Source organism: Coleofasciculus sp. B1-GNL1-01 (genome assembly GCF_040220235.1).
Lineage (GTDB): Bacteria > Cyanobacteriota > Cyanobacteriia > Cyanobacteriales > Coleofasciculaceae > Coleofasciculus.
This window is the reverse complement of sequence record NZ_JAVJTO010000053.1, coordinates 86,473-113,093: the sequence shown is the minus strand read 5'-3', so window position 1 is coordinate 113,093 and position 26,621 is coordinate 86,473. Positions and strand designations below refer to the sequence as shown.

Genomic DNA, 26,621 nt, shown 5'->3' with positions numbered 1-26,621 from the left:
TGACTACAATTGTCTCACAGATTTTTCCCCAAGACTATTAAGAAAATCTTAAATATACATGGGTACGATTTGAGGGGGCTAAATTGCTAAAATGCTTATGCAGTAGGGGTTCAGTCCCCTGTAGTACATCTGGACGGGGGGAACTTCAGTTTAGACTGAAGTTCCCCTTTGACAAATCGCTACACTGTATGCATATCCAGACTTAGGGCGATTTTACTTTCGGCTTCACTGGGTACATATCAGGCTTACGCCCAACAAATCTAAAGCCTTCCTTTGTACCGGAGTAGGTTCTGTTATAGCACTACGCACACAGGTTAGGACAAAAGAAGAAAAATTTAAATCGCTCAATCCCTTGATGAGTCAGTGTTTTTCTTCACTATTGCCCATTGCCTATTGCCCATTGCCTATTCCCTATTGCCTCTCCCCACCACAAGACTTATTCAGCAGACCCTAAGTATCTGTATTGACACTTCCCGCCCATGAAGAAAGCATGGACGAAGATTCTTGGTTCAGCGAGTCTCCTTGTTCATCCTCGCCCCACTATGATAAGCGATCTCGTCCACTTCACAGATTCATGACTCCAGCAATAATGTCGCGTGATTATCGATAAACGCAGGTTGACCCTGACTATCCATCGCGCTGAAGGTTTGGAAATAGCGGCGGACAGGCGGCGGAAAATCAGGAAAATCAAAATAGGTGTCACCCACAGCAATATCAGCCCAAAAGTTACGTAAACTGGGGGCAAGTTTATCCGCGTCGTGTTGGGGTAAACATAAAGGTGGGGCGGTAAGTAACTTTACCATAAACGGATAAGAGCGATCGCCCATCCATTTTCGCGAAATTTCCGGCAGATTTTCCCAACCGGGTACAGAGGTGATGTGATGGGATTCTATCTGTAACCAGCGATTTCCTAAATTATCGGTTCGCAGTTCTAAGACTCGGTAGGGATGGGGATAGCTGACTAATGATCCAGTGGTAATATCATAGATTCCCTGGTGATAGGCGATATCCTGGACATGAAGATGACCCGTAAAGATTAAATTCACCCCAGCCGCTTTGAGCAGATTTAACAAAATGGGGGCATTATCCAGCATATAGCGGCGTCCCAAGGGATGTTTGGCTTGATCCGGTAGATGTTCGATGACATTGTGATGTACCATGACCACAATCAACTTATCCTTAGTCTGGGCAAGTACATCCTCAAGCCATGCCAATTGCGGTGCATCCAGACAACCCCGTTGTTTACCCGTCTGGTCAAATTGGTTGGAATTTAAGCCAATAAGCTGCACACCGGGAAAAATTTCATGGGTATAGTAGATTTGGTCGGGATTGTCATAGCCAAATTGATGATAATAGTGGGGAAAGTCTTTCAGTCCAATCGAACGTTCATCGGGTAATAGCGTGGGGACATCATGATTACCAGGTACAACGTAAACTGGGTAGGGTAGCTGGGACAATCGCCTTTGTAGCCAGTCATGGTTAGTTGGTTCGCCGTGCTGGGTTAAGTCTCCTGGAAGCAGGATAAAATCTAGATCAAGACGTTCTAAATGGTTGAATACTAACTCTAGGGCAGGGATACTGATTTCCACTAAATGGAAGCGGGTGGGAGTATCCCATAAGGTTTGAGGTAGAGCAATGTGTAAGTCGCTGATTACTGCAAAGCGGGCATTTAAACTCATGAAATTTTTCCCTCTCTCAGCCCTTGGTTTCCAGGTTGAGTGTCGGATTTGTATTGGCTGCAAAAGTTTCTGTGAAACTTTAGATGTTTCTGGCATCTAGATTTTCACAAAAATTAATTATTCTGTGTATTTTCGAGCCAGATTCCGACACAATCGCTAGATTAGCAAAAAAAGCCGGAAGCCCCACGCCGTCCTGGAAGGCGGCGCTGGGATGGATAGGCGGGATAATTTGGGGATTGAATCCCCCCAAATTATCCCAATTGACCTAACGAGTAAGGTCATCACCCTTCAGGGTGTGGTTTCCTTCGCCAATGTTTATCGAGGTTTTGATGTTTCCACACTTTCCCTACCCAACAGAAATGTTTAATGAAAAACCGCAGAGCGTGGAGCTAGGAAACGGATAGTCAATCCTGCACCCCACGATGCCTATATATTCTCGATAAACGGAGTAGCTCTTACTATTAACGAACTACTAAGGTCCAACAACAGGGCTTAAGAACCCTTATATAGCCCACGCTGTACCGCTTTTATCGGTCAGCGCTGGGTTGTTGACCATCTATAAGCTAGTGCTTTGCCGAAATCGAGCGGCACTATCCAGAGTTGAAATTCATTATACCATTGTCAGAGGGGTAACAACCCTACTATTTACCAGGGTTTTGGAGAAAGTGGTTATGTTTGAAAAGATGCTGGTTGCCATAGATACCTCTGGTATGGGTGATCATGTTTTTGATCAAGCCCTAGAGTTAGCCAAAGCGGTCAAGGGTCATCTATTACTGTTGCATGTTCTGTCTCCGGAGGAAGAGACGAGTCCGGGTATGCCAGGATTTTCCGAAGCGGACTATTATCCGTGGCGATTAGATGATGTGAATATTGCCTACCGCAAGCAGTGGGACGAATTTGAAAGCGAATGTCTGGAGATTTTGCGATCGCGCACAGGTGAAGCAACGGCGGCTGGTGTCATGGCTGAGTTTACCCAGGTGCCAGGAAGTCCGGGGGAAACCATCTGTAAGGTGGCGAAGAATTGGCAAGCTGATCTAATTATTATTGGTCATCGGGGTTTGTCGGGGCTTTCGGAGTTACTTTTGGGGAGTGCCAGTAATTACGTTCTTCACCATGCTCCCTGTTCAGTCCTGACAGTGCAATTACCTACTGTTAAAACGTCTTAATCCTGTAAAAATGATGGAATGGAAGTCTGAATCTTTAGAAAGCCAAATTGGGATTCAATTTAAGCATAGTGATACACTTAGACTTGCTTTAATGCATCGCTCTTATGCTGAACAAATTGGAGAATCAGAACAAAACAACGAGCGATTAAAATTTCTTGGAGATGCTATTGTTAATCTAGTAATTGCTGACTATTTATATCATAACTGCCCCTATTTAGAGGTGAGTAATTTTAAAGGCTTACGGGACAAGTTAGTCGAAGGACAACGGTTAACCAAACTGTGGTATCAATTGGGGTTAGGCGAAGGGTATCCGTTTCTGGGACTGACGCAAGAACGGCATCGCTTGCGTTTACAAAATCGCAATCCCTTTGAAGAAGCATTGATAGCGTTAGTTGGGGCGATTCATCAGGATCGGGGGTTTTCTCAGGCACGGAATTGGTTGGTTAAGCAGTTGATTGCGCCGTTGCTGGAGCGTCATTTAAAAAAGATAAAAGAGCGTTCGTCACCGAATAAACAGTTAAGGTTTCTGGGAGATTCGGTATTGAAGGGGATAGTTGCGAATTATTTGTATAGCTATCTCCCCAATGTCAAAGTAGGCAATTTAAATGACTTATTTAAGGAATTAACCTCTAAAGAGAATCAAGCCAACTATAGCAATCAAATCACGACTGAAGAGTTGACAGCGCTAAATTTGGGGAATGAGAAAGTTTTAGGCAAATCATTTAAGGCATTATTAGCTGCCGTTTATCTGAATCGCAGTGCTGAAAATGATAAACGGGGATTGGCGGAAACCGAAAACTGGTTTGTTGAACGGTTTGTTGATCAGGAGCAGGTGTTAAGGAAAGCGATTCGTTTACTGATGGAGGATGGCAGATCACAAAAGTGGATTGTCCGGCATGTTATGGGGTATGAAAGTAAAGATTATCATGCGGGGAGAGATCGGTTTAATCAGGTGATGGAAGGTTAGGGTGGTAGCCGTAAAACTTATCGATATAACTCCCAGAGAGCAATTAGGTCAAGCAGATTCCCCCTACAGGTGGTTCATCGCCTCTACAGGGAACAGGGATTTGACCTGTAATTTGATTTCTATCTCCCCACATTGATGCAAAAATGCCCCGAATTCAAGGATTCGTCATTGTAAACGCCCCTCTGAAGGATAGTATTACTACTTGAGACTTCATCGTACACAACCATCATTATGAATATTCTGTTTGTTGCCGCCGAGGTAGCGCCCCTGGCAAAAGTCGGCGGTATGGGGGATGTTGTGGGTGCATTGCCTAAGTTCCTGAAGCGCTTGGGACATGATGTGCGGATTTTTATGCCGTATTACGGCTTTTTACCCGACAAGATGGAGATTCCCAAAGAACCTGTCTGGTGGGGATCTGCCATGTTTCAGTCATTCGCTGTCTATGAGACGGTATTACCCGAAACCGATGTCCCCCTCTATCTGTTTGGTCATCTCGCCTTCTCAGGACGCCATATTTACGCCGGAGCGGATGAAGACTGGCGATTTACCCTCTTTGCTAATGGCGCGGCTGAGTTTGCCTGGAACTACTGGAAACCGCAAATTATTCATTGCCATGATTGGCATACAGGCATGATTCCGGTGTGGATGAGCCAGTCACCCGATATTTCTACCGTCTTTACGATTCACAATTTGGCGTATCAAGGTCCCTGGCGCTGGCGCTTACAGCAGATAACCTGGTGTCCCTGGTATATGCAAGGTCATAATACAATGGCAGCAGCGGTACAATTTGCGGATCGAGTGACTGTCGTGTCGCCAACTTATGCCGAACAAATCTGCACGGCTGAATACGGTGAAACTCTAGAAGGGTTAATGTCTTTCATTAGTGGTAAAACCGTCGGCATTCTTAATGGCATTGACACGGATAGTTATGACCCAGAAACCGACAAATATATCGAGCAAAATTTCAGCGTCGATACGCTGGAATTACGTCGCAAAAACAAAGTGACCCTGCAAGAAGAGGTGGGCTTAGAAGTCAACTCCAATGCCTTTTTCATGGGCATGGTCACGCGCCTCGTGGAGCAAAAGGGGATTGACCTATTATTACAAGTCATTGATCGCTTCCTGGCTTACAGCGATGCCCAATTTATATTGCTGGCATCTGGGGAACGCTACTACGAAACCCAAATGTGGCAATTAGCATCTCGCTATCGGGGTCGTATGTCTGTCCAACTCCTTTATAGTGATCCTCTGTCCCGACGCATTTATGCGGGTTGTGATGCATTCCTAATGCCATCCCGCTTTGAACCTTGTGGCATTAGTCAAATGCTCTCTATGCGCTATGGTTGTGTCCCCATTGTCCGGCGCACAGGGGGTCTGGTGGATACGGTTTTTCACCATGAACCTGTTAGCCAAACTGGGACAGGTTACTGCTTTGACCGCTATGAACCCTTAGACTTTTATACCTGTATGGTGCGAGCGTGGGAAGGCTTCCGCTTTAAAGATCAATGGACAACACTACAGCAACGCGGTATGCGTCAGAATTTCAGTTGGGATAAATCAGCTAAACAGTATAGCCGCACCTACCGAGAGGTTTTAGGATTACCGCCAGAGGAGGAAACGGTTCAACCGCAAGAGACTGATTCAACCCTTACAGGTGTTGTCAGTTAAACTGACTTTCTCACCCCATCCCCGATTTAATTAAGGCGTCGGGAATCTCAGGGGAACAGGTGATTCGTGATACTTGTAGGGGCGGGTTTGGGGACTTTCTGTTGGCTATTGATGGTAACATTTGTGCAAAACCCGCCCTTACTCAGTTGGCAGATGAACTACGAGACTTCGCTGCGCCCCCTGTACCTGGAGTCCCTCAGCTTCCCTGCATTTCCACTGAACCACCAGCGTGATCAGTTCATGGTAAAATTCTAGTTAACTGATGCCCAATAAAAATCGGAATAGAAGCTTTTTGTCTGAATCGAATTTTTCACCTATCCATCCTACCAACGATATTGAGATTGACTTTGATCGCTTAGAGGAAGTGAGTCTAGGTGAAGTGGAGTTAAAAAGTGAACTGCTCGTCGCCTTATTGGAGGTCATTCGCCTTAACCTAGACGCGATTAAACAAGCTGAAGCTGTCAATGATTATCCAACGATCGCCAAATGCGCCCATCAGCTCAAAGGAGCGGCGGCTAATGTGGGTGTTTCATCTCTCCAAGCGATCGCCATGGAATTGGAGCGTCAGGCAAAAGCCGAGAACTTGTCCAGTGCTACCGATCTAATTATGGCACTAGAGAGTCAGAGGTTAGGGATACAATCTTATGTTTCTACTCAACTCCCCCAATAGAGCATTGCGGTTAATCGGCTATGGCGAAGATTTTAGTGGTTGATGACGATTTGACGGTTCAGCTTGTGCTGAAAAACCTACTCACGAGTCAAAGTCACGACGTTGCGATCGCCCCAAACGGAGAAGAAGCCCTACGCCAGGTTAAATTGTTCCATCCGGATTTGATTATATGTGATTGGATTATGCCACGTCTAGATGGACTAGAAGTCTGTCGGCAAGTGAAAGGCGATCCAGAATTGGCAACCACGTTTATTATTTTACTCACCATGCGCGATCAAATTACCGATCGCGTTCAAGGCTTAGATGCGGGTGCTGATGAGTTTATCTCCAAACCCATTGATATGGAAGAGTTATTAGCACGGGTTAGGGCGGGGTTGCGATCGCGCCAATTAACTCAACAGTTAAGTCAAGCCCTGCGACAGTTGCAACAAACTCAGGCACAATTAGTGCAAACCGAAAAAATGGCAAGCTTATGGCAGCTTGTCGCCGGATTAGCCCATGAACTCAACAACCCCGTCACCTTTATTTACAGTAATCTCAGTTACGCTGAACGCTACACCCAAGACTTAATTGAACTCCTCAATCTCTACCAAGGAATCACCCCTAACCCTCCCCCCGATGTGATTGACAAAATTGAAACCATCGATCTGAACTTTCTCATTGACGACTTGCCGAAAGTTTTATCATCAATGCGCCGAGGAACCCAACGCATCCAGAAGATGGTTCTTTCTCTACAAGAGTTTTCCCGGCAAAATCGTTCGGGTTTGCAATCGGTTGATATTAATCAAGAACTGGATAACACCTTATTGATGTTGCACTACCGCTTACAATCGAATCAACCGGAATTGAATATTGAGGTAGTCAAAGACTACGGCAACTTACCCTTAGTTCAATGTTATGCTTGTCAGTTAAATCAAGTGTTTCTGAATATTCTGAACAATGCCATTGACGCCATTAGAGATCAGCCAGGTACAATGCCCGCTCGGATTAGTCTCCGGACGGAACAATTCGACAATAAGCGTATTAGGATTCGCATTGCCAATAACGGGTCTCACATCCCCTCAGAGGTTAAAGCCCGTATCTTTGATCCCTTTTTCACCACCAAACCGATTGGTATGGGTACTGGCTTAGGACTAGCTATTAGTTACCAAATTATTGTCGGACAGCATAAAGGTTCACTTCAATGTTTTTCAGAACCCGGTAAGGATACAGAATTTCGGATTGAGCTACCTACCTCTATCACAGCCAAAACCGTGTCTAGTTAGGGCTTGCTGCACAAAGCCGAAACCTTTAGCTATCAAAACTTGGAGCCGTAGAGAAAATGCTCCCTCTGCTTCCTCTGCTTCCTCTGCTCTCTAACCCCACCACAAGACTTATTCAGCAGACCCTAGTTAGGCAACGGGGTAGCAGGCAACCTTTTGTCCGCCGGGCGACCCGCTGGCAACAATCAACAACTGTATTCCCTCAATTGGCAAGGAAACCCCCGTACTCAAAACCCTATGTCATTTTAGCCAAAGCTAGCTTACTATGGTTAAATTAACATTTAATCAGCCTGAAGGTGTCACACCAGATCAAAACGAAATCGGTAATTACGTTCGATAATGCTTGACATTTTAGCTATTATTGTGTATTGACATGGAGACTTCCCTTAAACCCTGTCGGGTTACAACAGAAGTATTCACGCTAATTTTTAGATAAATTAAGGCATTAATCAGCAAAACTCATGTACCTTTGAGTTAACAACTCAGCTTCGGGAGCATAGCAAAAGTGATGAGGAGATATAGGTTTAAGGGTTGTTTTCAGCCAATCGGCAAAACTATGCACCATTGGGGATATATTGTCATTGGTTCAGTGGTGGGCAGCACCTTACTCAGTGTGGCAACTAACATCGCCAGTCCTGAGAGTATTGCCCAAGCGCAAACCAACCCACAAGCCAATCAAAAAGGCTCATTAGGAGAATCACTCCTAAATAACATGCTGGGGGCTGATGCCCTGCGCCCCCAAAACTCTGCCCCAAATACAACTCAACCTGCCCAAACAGCACCGAAATCGACGCCTAGTCGGGGTAGGCAAATCGTTCAAGCTACAACCTTTCCAGATATTCAAGGCAATTGGGCGCAAGCCTTTATCGAAGGTCTAGCTTCACGGGGAATCATTCAGGGATTTCCGGATGGAACATTTCGACCGAACGCCCCCGTTACCCGCGCTCAGTTTGCGGCAATGATTCGTCAGGCGTTTAACCAACCCCTAGAACGTCCAGCCACTCAGTTTTCAGATATCCCAGCTAACTTCTGGGCATTGGAAGCCATTCAAGAAGCATATCGCATGGGATTTATGGAAGGATATCCCAATAATATTTTCCTTCCCGATCAAAATATCCCCCGTGTGCAAGTGCTAGTGGCATTAGTCAGTGGGTTGGATTTATCGGCTCCCGCTCAAACCACAGCCATATTGAATCAAACCTTTCAGGATGCTGCTCAAATTCCTGACTGGGCGCAGAATAACATCGCCGCCGCCACAGTGAATCAGATGGTGGTGAATTATCCGAATGTGGCGTTCTTGAATCCGAATCAGACTGCCACTCGTGCCGATGTAGCTGCCTTTATTTACCAATCCTTAGTCAGCCAAAATCAATTACCCCAAATTCCGCCCACCACTGTGGCAAGTCGTTACATTGTCGGGTACGAACCCATTGCCCAAGAACCACCACCACCGACACCGGAACAAGTTGCGGCTTTGCGACGGCAGTATCTCTTGCCAGCCCCGCCTGTGGAAGAACAATTGCGTCGGATTGTGCGCGGGGGTTCCAGTATTAATACTCCAACAGCGTTTGGCGCTCAAACGGGGAATATATTCTTCGGTGCTACCTATCAAGAGCAAGTGCGGTTTTTCGATGAAGACGATGGTGCTGTTGTGGTCGGTTTTGGCGTCGGTGATGCGAGGAGAATCGTTGCTCTAGAAACCGCTGTTTCAATTTATGACTTATTTGGCGATACCTTTGAAGATGGCGGAGTTAGTTTCAAACTTCACCGCTTAATTGGTGATGATCTCGCTGTAGCAGTTGGTGTAGAGAATGCCATTGTTTGGGGTAACACGGATGGCGACCAGAGTGTTTATGGCGTTGTCAGTAAAGTTTTCCGTTTGCGGGAAAATCCAAATGATCCCTTTGGTCGGCTGACTGCTTCCGTTGGTCTGGGTGGGGGACGTTTCCGTTCTGAAGAAGCTATTGAGGATAAAGACGGTACAACAAATGTCTTCGGTAGTGTTGGTCTACAAGTTGTAGAACCTGTTACTTTAATTGCCGATTGGACGGGTCAAGATTTGTATTTAGGCGCTTCAATTGTACCGATTCAGGGTGTTCCTCTGGTGATTACTCCGGCTGTGGCTGATGTGACGGGTAACGCTGGCGATGAGCCTCGGTTCATTTTGGGGATTGGTTATGGACTATCGTTCTAAAAAGAAAGTACAGATTGATTCACCTCCAATTCTTGGCGTAAGGGCATAGTAAGACTATCCGATTACCTTTCTACTCCCATCCCGCCAGAAGAATACCATTAAGTTTTCCTTCACAATTAGGGTTTGAGCTAGCGGGTGGGAGGTAATCTGAGACCGGGAAGGGAGTAACGATACAAACGTTAGTTAGATCAGGAGTAGAACAATGAGGCATTTTGCGTTTCAGTTTGGACTAGGTTTAGCTGTGGGAGTCGCAGGAATTTTATCGATGACGGCATCGAGCCAAGCCAAGCCTGTCCTATCAGATGTTACGGGCAATATTATTACCACCAGTGACATCGTGGGCGGTTTTGCTCCAGGTGAAGGTGGTGAACTCGTTATCGGATATAGAACATCTGAGATACAAGCGAATGTGGAAGACGCCGCTTGTCTAGTGAATGAACGACTTGCCCAGCAGAATTTGCCTGGTGTTGGTAATGACACGTCTCCCATTCCATCACCAGTTCAGGAAAACTTAGACCTTGTTTTGACTCGAACAGGCAACGTTAATGCAGGAGTCAACCAAATTCAAAATGCCCTAGTGAATGCCGGGGCGAATCCGACCCTGGCTCAGAATTTAGCGACTAGCTTAACCCGATTGACAGAAGGTTGCACCGTTGATCCTGAGCAGTTTGCGGCTGTGGTTGAAGCGTACAATGCTTTAATTAGTGCCAGTAATTTTGAGTTTTTACGGGAACCGCCGGAAGAACTGCGAGCGATTCGTTCTGTTCTGGCTATTTTGTTAAACGCGGCTTTAGCGACTAATTAAACCAGGAAGCCTATAATTTGTAGTGGACTGACACAGCTAAAGTTGTGGATTAGATTTTATCATTGAATCGGGCGCAAGTCTTTGCGCCCCTACAGTTTCCGGGCGTAATTCTAATTCATCAAATAAGGTGTGCTACGCCAGTAGGTTGGGTTCAGGAACTAAACCCAACTCTACTCATTTGGCATGCCTTCTTGGACTTAGTATTCTGAACCTCTAGGCATGTAGTCGTCCTCGTCTTCGTCCTCCAAGGGATCAATGGGTTTATAATCCACATAGTCGTTGGCAGGCGGTTCTACCTCTTGATCTGCCACAGATACCGTTGATGCTTGGGGAGGACGACGCTTTCTTCTGGGCGGATAGTCGGGGTCAGGTTCAGGATTGCGACTTGATGGACGTGAAGGGCGAGAACGACGACTAGGAGGAGTGGGTCTATCATCCCAGTCATTATCTACATCAGCCTCCCATCTGTCCGCAGGCGGTCTTGACGAACGAGTCACAGGGCGTGAACGGCGTTGACGGGTGCGTTCTTCTGGGGGGAAATCATCGTAGACGCTGCGACTTCTCGGACGACGATCCTCGGCTTCGTATCGGTCGCTGCGGCTATAGCGAGAATCGGCTGTTCCCCGCAGGCGACGCCCAATGTAGGGATCTTCCTCTTCTATCGGTTCGAGTTCATCGAGTTCAGCTACCTGACGATAAACGTTGCTCACCGGGCGTTCGTCATCGACAACTTTTGTATTGCGCTTGGCTTGTTCGGTGGTGATCCCCCGTAGACGCAGGGTTTCAACCGCGAAGAAAATCACAGAACCCGTTAACAGAAACTGACCAAACTGGAGAATCGGATCAAGTCGCCATCCCTGAAATACCAAAATAAAGCCGCACAAGAGTCCGACAGCGGCGAAGAATATATCATGATCTCGTGCTAACTCCGGACGTACCGATCGCAGGAAATAAAGCCCTGCTCCGGCAACTGCCAAGAAAATACCCAGAATACTGGCTGAGTTCAGCCCAAAATTTACCATTGCTGCTCTCCTAAGTCAGTCCTATGGTAGCGAGTTTTGCCGATAAATCTCTACCTTAACTGGCTATGTCAAAATTTGTTTACCCAATTGGGATGGTACGGCTTCCTGTCCTAGCTCATTTTACCCAAAAGTCTAGGTTCAGCTAGCTAGAGCGCGAAAACAGGGTAGCGACTGGCTGGGCTACCCTGTTCCTTGACGGGCGGTTAACAAATGACGCTCCCAAGCTTAAGAGCGTTGGATTTTATCCTTCTGGCTGATAAAGATCAAAGCAACGGTGGCGGGAACCACTACAATCACTCCACCCAGAACCAGACTCCATAAAAAATTGGCTAATGAGGGCGTCATAGAACTTTAATCCTTGTAACTATTGTTCATACTCATTTTACCCTAACGGGTTCAAGATGGTTTAGCGGCTACACAAAGCCTGGGTTGGGAGTCCTTTTCCATAACTTGAGAAGCGTAGTGACTTGATTTAGCGATATAAATGCCAAGTAAAACCACAGCAAACGCGAATCCGTTAAACAGACTTAAGTGTTCTGCAAACAGAACCCACGCCACCAAAGCCGCTAGTACCGGATCAAGGAGCAGGAACACACCCACTAAGCCAGAAGACAAGCGTTTGAGGCTATATGCCTGAAGTCCTTGACCAACAACTTGACAGACAACCGCTAAACCGATAACCGATAACCATCCTGAACCCGAAATCGGGAACAGTCTGTCTTCAGCTAGCAGGACAACGGGTAAGGTTACCACTGTTCCCACTAAGCAGCACCACATAATAATATTTGTGGCATCCCACTTAGCACGCAGTTTTTCAATCAGCATCAAGTTGGCGGCGGAAAACAGGGCGGATAACAACGCGGCAATATCTCCGGCAAAGTTATCGGTTGCGACTTGTAAATCATCAAGTCCTAGGGCAGTTGCTCCCACCATTGCCATCATCAACCCAATCAGAAACCGATTGTCAAAGTGTTGACCGAATATCAACCATACTCCCAGGGTCGTAAACAAGGGAGTCAGGTTATGTAAGATGGTGGAATTGGCAACACCTGTTTGGGTGAGAGACCATGCCCAAAGTGCCAAACATCCCCAAAACATAACGCCAGCCGCGATCAACATGATCCAATCGCGAAGCGTATACTCTGACTTAGGTATAGACGATTTTTCATCGTGTTGCGATCGCGCCTTTGACTGGTTCAATAGCCATAAGACGATAAAGGCAATCCAGAAGCGATTAAAGATGGTGGCAAATGGACCAAGTTCTCGTTCACTCAATCGGATAAATATAGCCGCAAGGGATAAAGCCACGATGGCGGTAAATATTGCAATGATCGCCATCATCGTTGGACTAGGATTGAGCTGAGATTTAGATAAGTGTAACGGTTGAGTTTTCTGTATCATTTCAAGTCCATAGAAAGTAATTTGATCGTTATAATTTCGATAAAAATAATTGATAAATTATCTAAATCACTCGTCTTGCTATAGCCTATTACTTAGCCTTTTTCATCGATTTTGTTGTGTTTTCAACATGCAGATATCTATATCCAATGAAATTTCCCTCAGTTGGGAAATAGCACCCTTTTCCGCTGCCTCTGTTTTCACAAATCATTTAAACTCACTGAAGTGGGTCTAATTGGCTTCGTGCCAGAAGGCGCAAAGAAAGACTATCTTTTCAGGAGGATAATCCTTTTTGAGTTTTTGGATCGTAGAAGCGTGGCTTTTCAGCTAACGCTACTAGGTATCTTAAGGTTTAAGAGTGACCTAAACTCCAATTATTTTGTATTTTGTTACTGAAATTAATATTTTGTTATATTACACTGTATTCCTTAAAATACTTGAGTTCAAGGCAAGACTAAAAGTCTGATTGTACAGTTACCAAGATCATCCTCTTCCAGCCAGAAAGTCGGCTCATTTCGCCAAGCCGCTTCTGACATAGAACAGGCGTATTGTTTTAATAAAAACCTGCGATCGCCGCTACAATTTAAACGAATGACAAATGACAATTCTAGCCATTAACGCTAGCCATTAACGTTAAGTATGGCATCACCTTGCTCAGGGAAAATGTACCCTTGCTTCCCCAGCTCCCCCAGCTTCCCCAGCTTCCCCAGCTCCCCCAGCTCCCCCAGCTTCCCCTCACCACAACACTTATTCAGCAGACCCTAATTATCCCCACCGACTGACTGAGCTGGATTATGGGATTGAATCATCACACCCTCTGGTGTATAAACCTCTACTCGCAATTGGGCATTATCGCTAATCACTTCCAACGCTTCTCCCAAGGTCAAAATGTGATTCACAAGACCTGCATGAGTATCTGAGTCGCCTTGGGCTTTAGCTATCATTGCCCCTTGTTGCACCATCTGGACGTAAGCAGGGGTTAACCGCACCTTGATCATCTGATTGTCAATGGTATAGGTACAGATTTTGGGTGTCCCTGAACAGGTTTGATTAAGATCCCGACGGGCTTGTTGCATCTTGACGGCTAACTGAAGCTGGTTTTGAGCCTGTTTAAGCGCACCTCGGTAGGGTTCAACCAAAGATTGTGCCTTAGCATAGTAATAGGTCTCTTGGGGTACCTGATTGACATAGGTTAAGGCATTGCGCCAGTGAACCAGAGCGACTGACCATTGCTTATCGCTTTGAGAATCCGTCGCCAGTTGAGCTAACCGCACGCCTTGATTATAGGCATTGGCAGAAATTTGTTCTTGAGTTTTGCGATCGCGGGCTTTGGCAAGTTTGGGTAAATACAGCGCCAATAACTCTTGGGCTTCTTCATAAGGAGTTGTCCCTTGGGGAATCTGTTTAAGACGCCGCATCGACGCTTGCCAAGTGGCATAAACTAATTGCCAGTCTGATAAGGATTGGGCAATACCTTGACGCACCTCAGCCATCCGCGCCGCTTCTTGAGCCGCGTTTAAATGTTCCTGAGCTTTTCGTTCCTTAAGGAGTCGCTGATTAATTTCCTCTAAATTCGTCTTATACGCCTTAATTTTGGCTTTGGCTAAAGGTTGAAGATTGCTATCGGTGGGTAGCTGTTCCAATTTCGCGATCGCGTCTCGCCAGAGGTTCTGAACTTCCCGCCACTTCGATTCCGGATGCGGCGGGTTTTGGCTCTCATACCCGGCTCTAGCTGCCGTTTTCAGTGCCTCCACCATATCCGCCACGGTTTCGGATTGAGACTGATAGACTTGGAGTTGTTGTTGTGCTTGGCGGCGGTAACCGGACCAAGGCGGAATCGCCGCTACTAATTGAATCGCTTCTTGTAACTGCTCCTGGGCTTCCAAAACCGCTTTTCCCGATTCTGGGTTTTGCAGGGTTTCTGCTGATGTCTGACTTAACTGTTCCGCTTCTGGCAAAACCGTGCATTTACCCATGACACAAGGACGAGTCAGGACATAAAGCGTACTAAAGAAAACCACCAGACTCAACCCAGCACCCGCTACTACCAAAGGTAACCAGGATGATTTTAACCTGAGCTTGACTGACGGCGGTTGTTCAGATTCTGACTCATCGGCTTCCTCTTCATCGTTTACCTCCGGAATCGGTTGATCCCACGGATGGGATGAGGCGGCTTGTGTTTCGTCCGAGTCTGAGTTTTGTGGAGTTTCCGTTTCAGACGGGGGGTTAGTCTCCTCTGTGGCGTTCGTTTCTACCGAATCCGCGTCAGAGGGGGTTGTGGTTTCGGGTTCACGCTCAGAGAAATCAAGGGAAAGCGATCGCGAAATGTAAGGTTTTTTTTCTCCAGCTCGCAGCAGGTTAACTCTTGCTTGTTGAGCCACCAATGGATATTGGCTGCGGATCGTTTGTTCTAAAAAGGCGAGAATCTCATCTTGATCCAGCGTCGCCTCGGCGGGATGCTGTACCCAAATCGCTAACCGTTTATCACTTCGCCGACACCGAACTTGAACAGGAATGCTCTCATGCAGGTATGACTGCAAGTCCTCCTGTAAGCAGTTGCCTAAATCCGTTAATTCCTCTGGGCGCGTCGCTGTTTTCATTTGCTCAAAGCTTGAGCGCTACTCTCAAAATTTACACCCCATTATGACGTATTAGTAATGGAGCTGGGGAAGAAGCGAGATCAGGGCACGATAGTATCGTGCCCCTACGAATCAATTATCCCTAAGCTTTGGTAGGGACACGGCATTGCCGTGTCCGATTATCACCATGGCTTTCCCATCTCCCCTATCTTCCCCATCTTCCCTATCTTCCCCATCTTCCCCATCTTCCAGACGTTCCACCGGAACGTCTCTACTTCTACAACTTAAGATGAAGCCTTCCCACCCCAACCGGGAGCCTTTTGAGCCGCTCTCAGGACAAATGCAGCTAACTTTTCAATTTGCTCCTGTGGCATCCAAGTGTCTGGGACTTGGCGACACCAAAAACTTGGGGCGCTGCCATCATAAGTCATGGGTTCTCTAAGAAAAGAGATAATCCCATCGACATTATCGCGAGGTGGGGTTGCTCCCGCTAATGTTTCTAGTCCCAGGGAAACTCTGGGATCTTGTAGGGTTGTTCCGCCAACATGACAATTGATGCAATGGGCTTTAAACAGTTCTTTCCCCTCAGCCAAATCTTCTGGGGTGAATTGCTGGGTTTGTCCCTGTCCATCTAAATCTAACGCAATGGGTTCAGTCACCTTTAAGAAGCGTTTAACGTAGTCATCTATCGCATAAGCCGGAGAGCTGGCGATAAAGACGATAGAGATAGCCATCAACGTAGCGAAAAGACCGCGAACTGAAAAAAATTTATATCGGTAGGAATGGCTAAGGCGAAATATTTTAATCCAATTAGTCAGCATTAGTTTTTAAGTTTTTTGTCTTTTGTTTTTGGTTTATGAAGGGTTGAATAATAGCCAATTAAACGTTGAATGCTTTTAACTCCAACCTTTTAATCGTCTCCTTTCAACCCTTCAATGAATCATTCAGAAAAAGCCGGATTTAATTGTAAACCTTACCGCCTCCCCACATGATACCTTGGACTTTCGGCTGGACTAGAATATAACCCGCGATCGCTTTGAGATCATCTTCCGTCAGATTTCTCATCTCAGGAAAGATATCGGCGCTGCGAGTACTGGGGTGGAATTCATAAATCTCCGTAAATCCATCGTAGGTTGTCGGGTTTTCCATGTAGTCTACGAGAGCGGCAATGTTGTCCCGAGGCGGGAATGCCAGTTTCAGATCTTCCAGACGTAAGGTTACGTTAGGGTTTGTCTTGGTTCTGCCGCCGATATGACATTGACTACAGCTATCGTTAAACAGACGTTTGCCTTTGGCGACTTCTTCTAGGCTGAGAACAGTGGTATCACCCTGTTCATTCACGGGAACGGTGCGAATGTCCTCACTGAGTTCAAGAGCGGTTGCGCTACTCACCGCTATTTGAAATACAAAGAATACCATTGCCACAGCCAGCAAGATCAATCGTTTCATTCGGGGTTCTCCTTGGAAAATTTGGCTCATTCGTTTTAAATGCATGAAAATTGCTCAACCTGTAGCTTATCCTCTACCTGAAGGGCATCGCCGTCAACCACTCCTGGGGATCAAACCGACAGTCTGCACGTTTAAAGATGTCACACTACGGATTTTCAGTGAACTCTTCACAGAAAACAGGGAATGCACAAGCCGCCCATCGTTTCTTACGTCACCCGCCTTGTCTCTGGCAATCCCTAACCTCAAGCGATAGCTAGGTTAGGGTTGTTGAATTTCAGTCTTTCAATGATTCCCAACGGTTTACCTGGATCGGGTATCTTTTTTGTGGTAACCGTGTATTCAGCAGTAATGTCCAGCTTTGATCGGTCTGAAAACCCCATAATAATTGACTGACGAAATTGAGATTGAGTCATTTCACTATGAATATGATGCCATCCTGGGGACGCCTTTCTCTCAAGAAGTTTTTTACGTCAAAGATTTATAAGTAAAAACTCACAAAACCCTCCCCCTCAAAACTCCGTTGTATGATCAGCGCCTTTCGCCATCAACGTCATCGGTTCTGAATGGGAAACCACAGTAGGTGAGGTGGGAAAGGGTTGATGGAGACGGATAAGCTGTGCTAGCGTCTTTTTCAACTGAGTGCGAGGGACGATCGCATCGACAAAGCCGTACTGGAGTAGATATTCAGAGGTTTGAAAGTCGTCGGGGAGTTTTTCGCGCAAGGTTTGCTCAATCACTCGGCGTCCCGCAAAGCCAATGGTAGCTTTGGGTTCAGCCAGGATAATGTCCCCTAACATGGCAAAACTCGCCGTAACGCCTCCGGTGGTGGGATGGGTTAATACAGGGATATAGAGTAGGTTAGCTTGACGATGCTGTTCCAGCGCCCCAGAGATTTTTGCCATCTGCATCAGGCTTAACATGCCTTCTTGCATTCTCGCCCCGCCAGAGGCGCAGATAATCACCACAGGTAAGCGTTGGCGGGTGGCTTGTTCGATCAGGCGGGTCAGTTTTTCGCCCACTACCGAACCCATACTCCCGCCCATGAATCTGAAATCCATGACGCCAAGGGCGATGGGTAATCCATGAATCTGTCCGATCCCGGTTTGCACGGCGTCAGTCAGTTGAGTCTTGGCTTGGTAGTCTTGTAGGCGATCTGTATAGGATTTGCGATCGCGGAATTTTAGCGGATCAGTGGGGCGAATTTGCTCATCCAGGGGTATCCAGGTATTCCCATCGATAAGCTGGCGAATCCGTTCATCGCTATAAACCCGGATATGATGACCACATTCCGAGCAAACCATTTGATTGGCTCTCAGGTCTTTAGTATAGGTGAGAACCGCACACGCCTCACATTTTGTCCACAATCCATCAGCAATCTCCCGTTCCCGTCGTTGTTGGGGAATCGGTTCTGATTTTCGTCGATTGGCAAACCAGTCAAATAAAGACATGAAATGTTTTAATTCCTTAATAATTATCCGATATTTCTGCTTATTCCTCGTCTGGAGAACTGAGCAATAACAAAGCTGTCCATTGATCGTAGGAGCGAACTTGCAACGCAGCCGGACTTCCCGCCCCAAAATAGGACGGGATACCCTGATCAATAATCCGACTAGGGATGTCGTGAGCTGCCAGAACCTGCTGCATCAGCTCGGCTTCCCAGCGGGTATGAGTTGTTTTCAGCGTGATCCAGGTGGTCAAAATTAAGCAGGATGATCACAAGACAAGAGTTATTTTACTCGTTTGCGATCGTTATTTGTCCTTTGTCTTATGTCATTCGTCATTCGTCTTATGTCATACTCGCTTCCCGAAACGATCAAAGTCCCCCTTTTGAAGGGGGATTTAGGGGGATCTAAACTGTGAAGCACTGCTAACATCCATAACGAAAATCAATCGGGGAGAGGGGTTGAGCTTAAGTTGACACGGGTGGGCAATGCCGTGTCCCTACCATAAATGGCATTTGTGCGTAAGTCCTGTTGAAAGAACTTGTCGGGTGTTGAGTTAATTTTCACCAACCCCCCCAAAGTATCGTAAAATCACAAAATCTCAAGTATCTTCTCGTTTCTTAGCGTTTTATTGCTTGTTGATTTAACCCTTGCCAGCGGGGAGTAAAATTCAACTGAATAGGTCTCAGGTGTATCTCATGAAATCTGCTCCATGGTACTTGAGCTTGCTGTCTGTTACTCCAGCTATTCTTCTGCCCATAGTGGGGAGTCTTGTTGGTTCAGAAACACTCGCACAATCAATTACCCCAGCATCCGATGGAACGGGTACAACTGTTGACCAACAGGGAGATACACATAACATTAATGGCGGCAGTTTGTCAAGTGACGAAACCAATCTATTCCACAGTTTCCAGGAGTTTGGCTTAGATGCAGGTGAAATCGCCAACTTTTTGGCAAATCCACACCTCAACAATATTTTCGGACGAGTGATGGGCGGAAATCCCTCGTTGATTAATGGTTTGATTCAGGTGACAGGGGGAAATGCCAATTTATATTTAATGAATCCGGCGGGAATCGTGTTTGGGCAAAATGCTCAATTAAATGTTCCGGCGGATTTTATGGCGACAACAGCTACAGGGATTGGGTTTGGCGAGAATGGTTGGTTCAATGCCTTTGGCACAAATGAGTATCAGCAATTCGTCGGAAATCCTGGACAGTTTATCTTTGATGTATCTCAGCCTGGAAGTATTATTAATGCCGGAAATTTAGCTATCTCCCAGGGTCAGAATTTAACTTTACTCGGTGGTACGGTTATTAATACGGGAGAACTAACAGCACCGGGAGGAAGAATTACCATTGCAGCCGTTCCCGGTTCTCATCGGGTCAAGATTTCTCAAGCCGGACAATTGCTGTCTTTGGAGGTTGAACCATTGGTGAATAGTTCGGGACAAGTTATTCCCTTTACACCCTTAGATTTAGCTGAATTGTTGACGGGAACAGAGGAAAACCTGGAGACAGGTGTTGAGGTGGATTCAGCCGAAACGGTGAAATTAACCGATTCTGACTTAATTCTTCCCAATGAAACAGACATTACCATTATCTCTGGCACTATTGATGTCTCTAATATTGAAAATGCATCGGCAAACGTCTATTCGCCCTCACCAGCCATTGGCGGCGAGATAAATATTATTGGCAAAACCGTAGGGTTAATTTCTGCCAATATTGACGCATCGGGGACAAATAATGGCGGAACTGTTCGCATTGGTGGCGATTATCAAGGTGAAGGAATAATTCCGAATGCTGATATCACATTAGTTGATGAAAATTCTACGATTCAGGCTGATGCTTTAACCGCAGGTGATGGCGGAACTGTGATTGTCTGGGCGGATGGGCAAACTGCATTTTCTGGCAACATTAGCGCCCGTGGCGGTTTAAACACTGGGGATGGCGGCTTAGTGGAAGTCTCCGGGAAAAAAGAGCTTAAGTTTGGGGGTACAGCAGATACCACTGCTGACAACGGTAACGTTGGTACTTTACTGCTTGACCCCACAGACATTTTAATCCGTGACGATGTGGGAGATGGTGATGACCTAGATACCTCACCTTTTACTTTTTCTGGCAATCCCTTTGGCAGTCCCGGTCAAATACTTTCCAATGACATCACACCAACAATCATTTTTGAGTCAGAGTTAGTTGCCTTAGCGGCTTTCAATGATGTTCTATTAGAAGCAACTAACACCATTACTATTGAAGGCTTAGGTGATGACTTTCTGGGACTTGATCCTATCAATTTTCCCGGTTTTAGTCTTCGGGGTTCAATTACTTTCAACTCAGGCGGATCTTTTTCGATGAATCCAGGGGACACTATCTTCACCCAAGGGAGGATAGAAATTTCAGCAGAGAGCATCAATGCTGGAACATTGGTATCAGGTAGTGGCATTAGCCTCACCGCCGATGGCAATATTACCACGGCTGACCTAGGTAGTTTAGAAAATATTGAAGTCAATGCTGGTGGTGAAATTAGCACAAATCGACTTTTAACGACCAGTAATGTCACTATAGGAGGGGTAGAGTTTAGCTCTCCAAGTCCGAATAGTGGTGCAATTCAACTTGAAGCGAACGGGACAATTACTACGGGAGGAATTAATGCGAGTTCATCAAAGGGTAATGGTGCTAATATTACCCTGATTAGTCAAACAGGAGAAATATTAATCGATTCAACAAGAGGAACTGTAGAAGACACGTCTGGAGCCGTATTTTCCTATTCTGAAAGTTCTGGCAGAGGTGGAAATATCACTCTGCGTGCTTTTGGTAATATTGCAACGGGTCCAATTGTTTCCAGTTCTGATCAAAGCAATGGGGGTCAAATTGAAATCATTAGCCAAAACGGTGCCATCGATACCTCAGCAGGTGAACTTAGAATCGACGATGAGATAGTTCGCGACACAGGATGGATTATTTCGGGTTCTGGAGAAGAGGGAACGGGTGGGGACATTACAGTTACAGCTAGGGATAATATTATTACTGGTCCAGTCGTTTCTGCCTCTCGACTAGGAAATGGAGGATCTATCAACCTCACCAGTACAGTTGGTACTATCAACACGCTGCAAGGACTGACTTCTATTGAAGCATTTGAGACGGCTCTGTCTCTGATCAATGTTTCTCCTGAAGAATTGTCACCACAAACACCTAAAAGTCTTTTTCCTCTGAGTGCAATAATAGCTGGATCGCTTGTCTCTGGATCTGAAGGGGCTGGAAATGGAGGAAATATAACCGTCACAGCCTATGGTTCTCTCTCCAATGGGGGAGTGCTTTCTGGTTCTAGGGAGGGGAATGGAGGTGATGTTCGCTTAACCAGTACGGTTGGTGATGTCGAAACTTTTGTCATCAATACTCAAAGCCTGGGTACAGGTAGAGGGGGAAATGTAGAAGTCAATTCTGCTGGCTTTGTCCAAGTTACAGGTTCTGTATTCGCTGCTTTACAGGAAATTCCTCCCGGTAGGATTGATCCAAACGACATACCACCAAACTTAAATCAAGAAGCTAGCATCTCCACGGCTGGCGGAGTAGAAGACGGTAATATTACTATTCGTCATGGTGGTGGCTTGCGTAACACTCCCTTTGAAGTGGGTAATGCGACAACAAACGGTACAACTTCTGCTATCAGCAGTGGTGACTTTACTATCTCCCCGTTCCAATCCTTTCCAGGTAATTATACTCTTGGCAACATTCGGATTATCACCGACAATCCTACTATCATCGGTCTAGACAATCTCTCTATCATCGGTCTATGTCCTCCATACTGTTATCAGATCAGAGAATCGGTAAATATCTTAGATGATAGTGTGATCAATAATTCCCCGGTTTTCAATTCGGTTTTAGCAATCGAAGGGTCATTCACCAATCAATATGAAAACTATTGGAAACTCAGCAATACGCCAATTATTACTCTGGCACAAACCCAAGCTATTCTACAAAGTATTGAACAGGCGACTGGGGTGAAACCAGCTCTGATTTATGCGGTGTTTGTGCCAGGAAATGGTGTTGGAGATGATGGTGGGAGAGTGGAAGTTGAGACGAGAAAACGCAGAGGTCAAGAGAGGGAAGCGCAGAGGTTCGCAGAGGGGGTTGGTGGTTGGGAGTCTATGGTTTTGGCTGAGGAGGTGTGGGAAGATGGGGCGCAGTTGGAGTTGATTTTGGTTACGGCTGAAGGGGAACCGATTCGATTTGTTGTTCCGGGGGCGACGCGGGAAAGGGTGATGGAAATGGTAAAAGGTTTCCGTCGTGCGGTTACGGATATTCGTATTCCTCGTCCGTATCTTCCTAGCGCCCAACAATTATATCAGTGGTTAATTGCTCCGTTGGAGGAGGAGTTACGAAAGAGGGAGATTAATAATTTGGCTTTTATTATGGATCAGGGTTTGCGCTCATTACCTGTGGCGGCGCTTCATGATGGGAATGGTTTTATTGTTGAACGCTATAGTATTGGGTTTATGCCGAGTTTGTCGCTAACGGATACTCGTTATGTGGATGTGAGGGATTTACAAGTTTTGGCAATGGGAGCGTCTGAATTTACAGAGCAAAATCCCTTACCTGCTGTGCCAGTAGAATTATCCGCGATCGCAGATAAACTATGGCAAGGTGAATCCTTCCTTAATTCTACGTTTACTCCCGCTAATCTAAAAGCAGCACGGGCGGATCAACCCTTTGGTATTGTCCACTTGGCAACTCATGGTGAATTTAAACCAGGTAAACCAGAAAATTCCTACATCCAGTTTTGGAATACGAGACTATCCCTGGATCAAATTCGCCAACTTGGACTACATAATCCACCCGTAGAACTAATGGTATTAAGTGCTTGTCGAACCGCATTAGGAAATCAAGAAGCTGAGTTAGGATTTACCGGATTAGCGGTACAAGCTGGAGTCAAATCAGCTTTAGGAAGCCTCTGGTATGTCAGTGATGAAGGGACATTGGGATTAATGACCACGTTTTATCAAAACTTAAAGCAAGTCCCAATTAAAGCCGAAGCGCTGCGACAAACCCAATTAGCGATGATTCAGGGTCAGGTGAGGATTGAAAATGGGCAATTGATTACTCCCAATAGCACGATTGATTTACCTGAAGAATTAGCGGGAATTGAGGATAAGGCGTTTACTCACCCTTATTTTTGGAGTGCATTTACATTAGTGGGAAGTCCTTGGTAAGGGTGTAGAGACGCGCCATGGTCAAGTATTCCTAGAAACCGGGTTTCTCGTGAGGATGACAACAATATTAACCTTTCACCCAAAGAAACCCGGTTTCTTGACTGATGTCCTACGATATATCCAGGGTTCCGGTGAACCCAAAATCCAGATTTTCACTGCCATTTGTTTTAAATTTGTAGGGGCGGGTTTAGGGACTTGCCTTTGATTATTGATGATAACATTTGTGCAAAACCCGCCCTGACTGAGTATTGACTAAGCTGTCATGCATTTAAATTGGGTATTAGTAGCGAGCAAGATGCTCGCACTAGCACTACAAGGCTTTCGCCGTTATTGATATTAAGGTTTAAATGCCGAACAGCTTACTACTCAACCGGATGCTGACGAAATTGCCAGAAGCGCCACAAAAGAGCGATCGCCAAAATCATAGCAGGTGTGAGTACAGCAATCAGGGCATTCCCAGACGTTGCCGGAATAGGGGGTAAACTAGGACTGGCGTACTTAATCAGCAGGGAAATGCCAAGGGAGAGAATTAAGACTTTGACAATGAAATTGAATTGAATACCCATAAGTTTTTATGCCATCTGGTATGCGGTTGTGATATTATTCCCTTTTTTAGCACCAATGAATCACCTCGACCGATTGGACAATCAAAACCTCCAACGTTTACAGCTATTTGCCTACCTGCTGCCCGTGATCGGGTTTTTTCCGGCACTGTGGACACTCTACCGTCGTCAAGGAACACGAGAACAGCAAGCCGTGAGTCGTTTGTCCGTAACCTTGGCTTTCGCTTGGCTAGTAGGCTACATTTTATTATTGTCAGGGGCGCAGCTCACCGAGTTTTGGAGCTTCCGCCTGTTATTTATGAATACCATGCTCACCTCTGGGTATTTTTTAGCCAGTGTTTGGCTCATGGTGCGCTTGGGGCAAGGGAAGTTACCCCGTCTCCCTGGGATTAGCCAGGTTGCGGAAGGAAAAGTGCGAAAGCATCTATCTGAGTAAACGATTTCAGCGTTTGGGTTGTCCAGTTATAGGAAAATGGTGATGGGCTTTTTGCCTGAAGTTGATCAACTGTTCTCATCTTTTGCCGTATTTGCCTGGTTTTGCCCCAAACGGTGAGAAAACCTGATATGAGTGTTTGTGTCAAACGCTCTAAATCAGACTCAGGGTAAGCAATGAGGGCATCGGCGTGTATCATCTGCCCAAACCCATCCTGATCGCTTATGTGTGTGTGAGGAAACCAAGTGCCAGCTCGAAAAACCTACGAACAACCCCGCCCAAGACAAAAAAAGAGGAGTCAACCGCCGAAAAAGAAATCGGCTAAAGCTAAACGAGGACATTGGCTTTGGCTGTGGTTAGGCTTTACTGGCGTCGCCATGTTATCCGCGACAGCCGGGGCAATGCTTGCTGTTTCGCTATCGAGTATGCCTTTACTGCAAAGCCAACTGAGTGATGATGAGGCAGCCGTCTTTAGCGAAAAAGGCAGTATTACTCGCAATAGTATGCGACTGCCCGAATTAACACGACCTGTCAATATATTAATTTTGGGGACAAAAGTTCTCACCTCTGACTTGGATGAACCCACAGAGGAGGACTTAGGTTACCATGCACTGGTAAATTCCTTTGATGGGCATTCCGACACCATGCTGTTGGTTCGGTTTGACCCCACCAACCAAAAATTAAATGTCCTTTCCATTCCCCGTGATACCAAAACCTACGTTGAAGGGTATGGTTTGATCAAAATCAACGCCGCGAATTACCATGGGGGACCCGCATTAACAGCAAAGGCAGCCAGTGAACTCCTCGATGGTGTAGGGATTGACCGTTATGTGCGAGTGAATGTTCAAGGTGTAGAAAAGCTCGTGGATGCCTTGGGTGGTGTCACCGTGTATGTTCCCCAGGACATGAAATATCAAGATGATTCTCAACATCTTTATATCAACCTCAAGCAAGGCAAACAGCATTTGAATGGCGAGCAGGCAATGCAATTTTTGCGCTTTCGCTATGACAAATATGGGGATGTCGGTCGAGTACAGCGTCAGCAAATACTGATGCGGGCATTAATAGAACAAGCACTCAATCCTACAACGTTAGCCCGACTGCCTAAAATTTTATCGGTGATTCAGTCTCACATTGACACCAACTTAAGCGTTGAAGAATTGGTGGCTTTGATTGGATTCGCTGTTGATAGTAAACGGTCTGATGTACAAATGTTAATGGTTCCGGGGCGGTTTAACGGTACCGGAGAAACTGAAGTCAGTTACTGGTTACCAAACCACCGCCAGATTCGACAAATGGTGGCTCAACATTTCGATCAAGGTTATAGCGAACTCTCCGATATTGATCCAGCTTATTTGCGGGTGGCGATTCAAGATAGTACCGATAATCCAGAAGCGGTTCAATCCCTAATCAGTACCCTAACAGAAGCAGGTTATCGAAATAATTATGTCGGCGAACCCTGGGCAGAACCCTTGCGCGTCACCCGCATCATCGCCCAACAAGGAGACGAAGCCAGCGCTGCGGCTATCCGCGCTGATTTGGGATTTGGTGAGGTTCGGGTTGAAAGTACGGGTTCTCTAGCCTCCGATGTGACCATTCAGTTGGGTCAAGATTGGCTGGAACACCAGGATTTCTCTTCGGATGAGGGATTTTTTAATTTCTAGGTCATTTGTCATTTGTCATTTGTCATTTGTCATTTGTCATTTGGTTGGGGCGGGTTTTGCTGCCAAGCTAGGGATAACAATCAATATTAGTCCCTAAACCCGCCCCTACAGACAGATGCTTCTGTCATCACGCCTGGAACATGACTCCTCTATCTCTCTCATCTCCCCCATCTCCCTCATCTCCCTCACCTTCCCCATCTCCCTCATCTCCCCCAGCTCCCAGACGTAGCATGCTACGTCTCTACACCGCTCCCCCATCTCCCCCTCACCACTAAGCGATCCCCCTTTTCTCGTAAATGTCATGAAACTATGACATTGCGATCCCCGGTAAGCTTGAAAATTCGTCAATTCTTGAAAATTGGCGTCTTGATCTCCTTGACCACACCTAAGGCTTTTCTGGTACATAGATAAATAACAGCGATCCCAAAGAAATACTCAAAGCAGTATTTCTGT

22 protein-coding genes are annotated in these 26,621 nt (G+C 46.1%); 11 read left to right on the top strand and 11 right to left on the bottom strand.

Annotated elements, in window-relative coordinates; all coding sequences use genetic code 11:
• Positions 1-572 precede the first annotated feature (572 nt).
• Positions 573-1,679 carry a metallophosphoesterase family protein gene (locus tag RID53_RS13890; protein WP_446388665.1) on the bottom strand — a complete coding sequence of 369 codons (1,107 nt, stop codon included), beginning with the start codon at positions 1,677-1,679 and terminating at the stop codon, positions 573-575.
• 671 nt (positions 1,680-2,350) lie between these two features.
• On the opposite strand from RID53_RS13890, the gene RID53_RS13885 reads away from it, so the two are divergent.
• From RID53_RS13885 to RID53_RS13855, 7 genes are all read left to right on the top strand, one after another.
• Entirely contained in the window at positions 2,351-2,845 is a 495-nt protein-coding gene (locus tag RID53_RS13885; protein ID WP_446388664.1) for a universal stress protein, read from the top strand.
• Between the two features lie 13 nt (positions 2,846-2,858).
• Positions 2,859-3,812 (top strand): ribonuclease III domain-containing protein, encoded by a 954-nt coding sequence (locus tag RID53_RS13880; protein ID WP_446388663.1) that lies wholly within the window; start codon positions 2,859-2,861, stop codon positions 3,810-3,812.
• Positions 3,813-4,043: 231 nt separating this feature from the next.
• Positions 4,044-5,480, top strand: a complete 1,437-nt coding sequence (glgA, locus tag RID53_RS13875; protein ID WP_446388662.1) for a glycogen synthase GlgA — start codon at positions 4,044-4,046, stop codon at positions 5,478-5,480.
• Between the two features lie 262 nt (positions 5,481-5,742).
• Positions 5,743-6,150 (top strand): Hpt domain-containing protein, encoded by a 408-nt coding sequence (locus RID53_RS13870; protein WP_446388661.1) that lies wholly within the window; start codon positions 5,743-5,745, stop codon positions 6,148-6,150.
• Positions 6,151-6,170: 20 nt separating this feature from the next.
• Positions 6,171-7,415: a hybrid sensor histidine kinase/response regulator gene (locus RID53_RS13865; RefSeq protein ID WP_446388660.1), complete on the top strand. Its 1,245-nt coding sequence runs from the start codon at positions 6,171-6,173 to the stop codon at positions 7,413-7,415.
• 553 nt (positions 7,416-7,968) lie between these two features.
• Positions 7,969-9,606: an S-layer homology domain-containing protein gene (locus RID53_RS13860; protein ID WP_446388659.1), complete on the top strand. Its 1,638-nt coding sequence runs from the start codon at positions 7,969-7,971 to the stop codon at positions 9,604-9,606.
• 202 nt (positions 9,607-9,808) lie between these two features.
• The gene (locus RID53_RS13855; RefSeq protein WP_446388658.1) at positions 9,809-10,411 is read left to right on the top strand and encodes a hypothetical protein; all 603 of its coding nucleotides are present in this window, start codon (positions 9,809-9,811) and stop codon (positions 10,409-10,411) included.
• A 197-nt stretch (positions 10,412-10,608) separates the two neighbouring features.
• On the opposite strand, the gene RID53_RS13850 is transcribed toward RID53_RS13855, so the two are convergent.
• From RID53_RS13850 to psbV, 7 genes are all read right to left on the bottom strand, one after another.
• Entirely contained in the window at positions 10,609-11,433 is an 825-nt protein-coding gene (locus RID53_RS13850; protein WP_446388657.1) for a Ycf66 family protein, read from the bottom strand.
• A gap of 225 nt (positions 11,434-11,658) precedes the next feature.
• Positions 11,659-11,778 (bottom strand): photosystem II reaction center protein PsbX, encoded by a 120-nt coding sequence (gene psbX / locus RID53_RS13845; protein ID WP_446388656.1) that lies wholly within the window; start codon positions 11,776-11,778, stop codon positions 11,659-11,661.
• 51 nt (positions 11,779-11,829) lie between these two features.
• Positions 11,830-12,834, bottom strand: a complete 1,005-nt coding sequence (locus RID53_RS13840) for a DMT family transporter (RefSeq protein WP_446388655.1) — start codon at positions 12,832-12,834, stop codon at positions 11,830-11,832.
• A gap of 758 nt (positions 12,835-13,592) precedes the next feature.
• On the bottom strand, positions 13,593-15,431 hold the full coding sequence (locus RID53_RS13835; protein WP_446388654.1) for a hypothetical protein: 1,839 nt from the start codon (positions 15,429-15,431) through the stop codon (positions 13,593-13,595).
• A gap of 111 nt (positions 15,432-15,542) precedes the next feature.
• A complete protein-coding gene (locus RID53_RS13830) occupies positions 15,543-15,671 on the bottom strand; it encodes a hypothetical protein (RefSeq protein ID WP_446388653.1) in 129 nt (42 codons plus the stop codon).
• A 23-nt stretch (positions 15,672-15,694) separates the two neighbouring features.
• Positions 15,695-16,144 carry a photosystem II cytochrome PsbV2 gene (psbV2, locus tag RID53_RS13825; RefSeq protein ID WP_446388652.1) on the bottom strand — a complete coding sequence of 150 codons (450 nt, stop codon included), beginning with the start codon at positions 16,142-16,144 and terminating at the stop codon, positions 15,695-15,697.
• 226 nt (positions 16,145-16,370) lie between these two features.
• Entirely contained in the window at positions 16,371-16,859 is a 489-nt protein-coding gene (psbV, locus tag RID53_RS13820; protein ID WP_446388651.1) for a photosystem II cytochrome c-550, read from the bottom strand.
• Positions 16,860-16,902: 43 nt separating this feature from the next.
• On the opposite strand from psbV, the gene RID53_RS13815 reads away from it, so the two are divergent.
• Positions 16,903-17,112 carry a hypothetical protein gene (locus RID53_RS13815; RefSeq protein ID WP_446388650.1) on the top strand — a complete coding sequence of 70 codons (210 nt, stop codon included), beginning with the start codon at positions 16,903-16,905 and terminating at the stop codon, positions 17,110-17,112.
• A 256-nt stretch (positions 17,113-17,368) separates the two neighbouring features.
• On the opposite strand, the gene accD is transcribed toward RID53_RS13815, so the two are convergent.
• Positions 17,369-18,307: an acetyl-CoA carboxylase, carboxyltransferase subunit beta gene (accD, locus tag RID53_RS13810; RefSeq protein WP_446388649.1), complete on the bottom strand. Its 939-nt coding sequence runs from the start codon at positions 18,305-18,307 to the stop codon at positions 17,369-17,371.
• A gap of 40 nt (positions 18,308-18,347) precedes the next feature.
• The gene (locus RID53_RS13805; RefSeq protein ID WP_006100380.1) at positions 18,348-18,557 is read right to left on the bottom strand and encodes a hypothetical protein; all 210 of its coding nucleotides are present in this window, start codon (positions 18,555-18,557) and stop codon (positions 18,348-18,350) included.
• Positions 18,558-18,999: 442 nt separating this feature from the next.
• On the opposite strand from RID53_RS13805, the gene RID53_RS13800 reads away from it, so the two are divergent.
• Positions 19,000-23,508: a CHAT domain-containing protein gene (locus RID53_RS13800; protein ID WP_446388648.1), complete on the top strand. Its 4,509-nt coding sequence runs from the start codon at positions 19,000-19,002 to the stop codon at positions 23,506-23,508.
• A gap of 362 nt (positions 23,509-23,870) precedes the next feature.
• Here the strand turns inward: RID53_RS13800 and RID53_RS13795 are convergent, their stop codons facing one another.
• Positions 23,871-24,074 carry a hypothetical protein gene (locus RID53_RS13795; RefSeq protein ID WP_446388647.1) on the bottom strand — a complete coding sequence of 68 codons (204 nt, stop codon included), beginning with the start codon at positions 24,072-24,074 and terminating at the stop codon, positions 23,871-23,873.
• 55 nt (positions 24,075-24,129) lie between these two features.
• Here RID53_RS13795 and RID53_RS13790 point away from each other — a divergent pair, with 55 nt between their 5' ends.
• Positions 24,130-24,507 (top strand): hypothetical protein, encoded by a 378-nt coding sequence (locus RID53_RS13790; protein ID WP_446388646.1) that lies wholly within the window; start codon positions 24,130-24,132, stop codon positions 24,505-24,507.
• A gap of 242 nt (positions 24,508-24,749) precedes the next feature.
• Positions 24,750-26,168: an LCP family protein gene (locus RID53_RS13785; RefSeq protein ID WP_446388645.1), complete on the top strand. Its 1,419-nt coding sequence runs from the start codon at positions 24,750-24,752 to the stop codon at positions 26,166-26,168.
• The last annotated feature ends 453 nt before the right edge of the window (positions 26,169-26,621 follow it).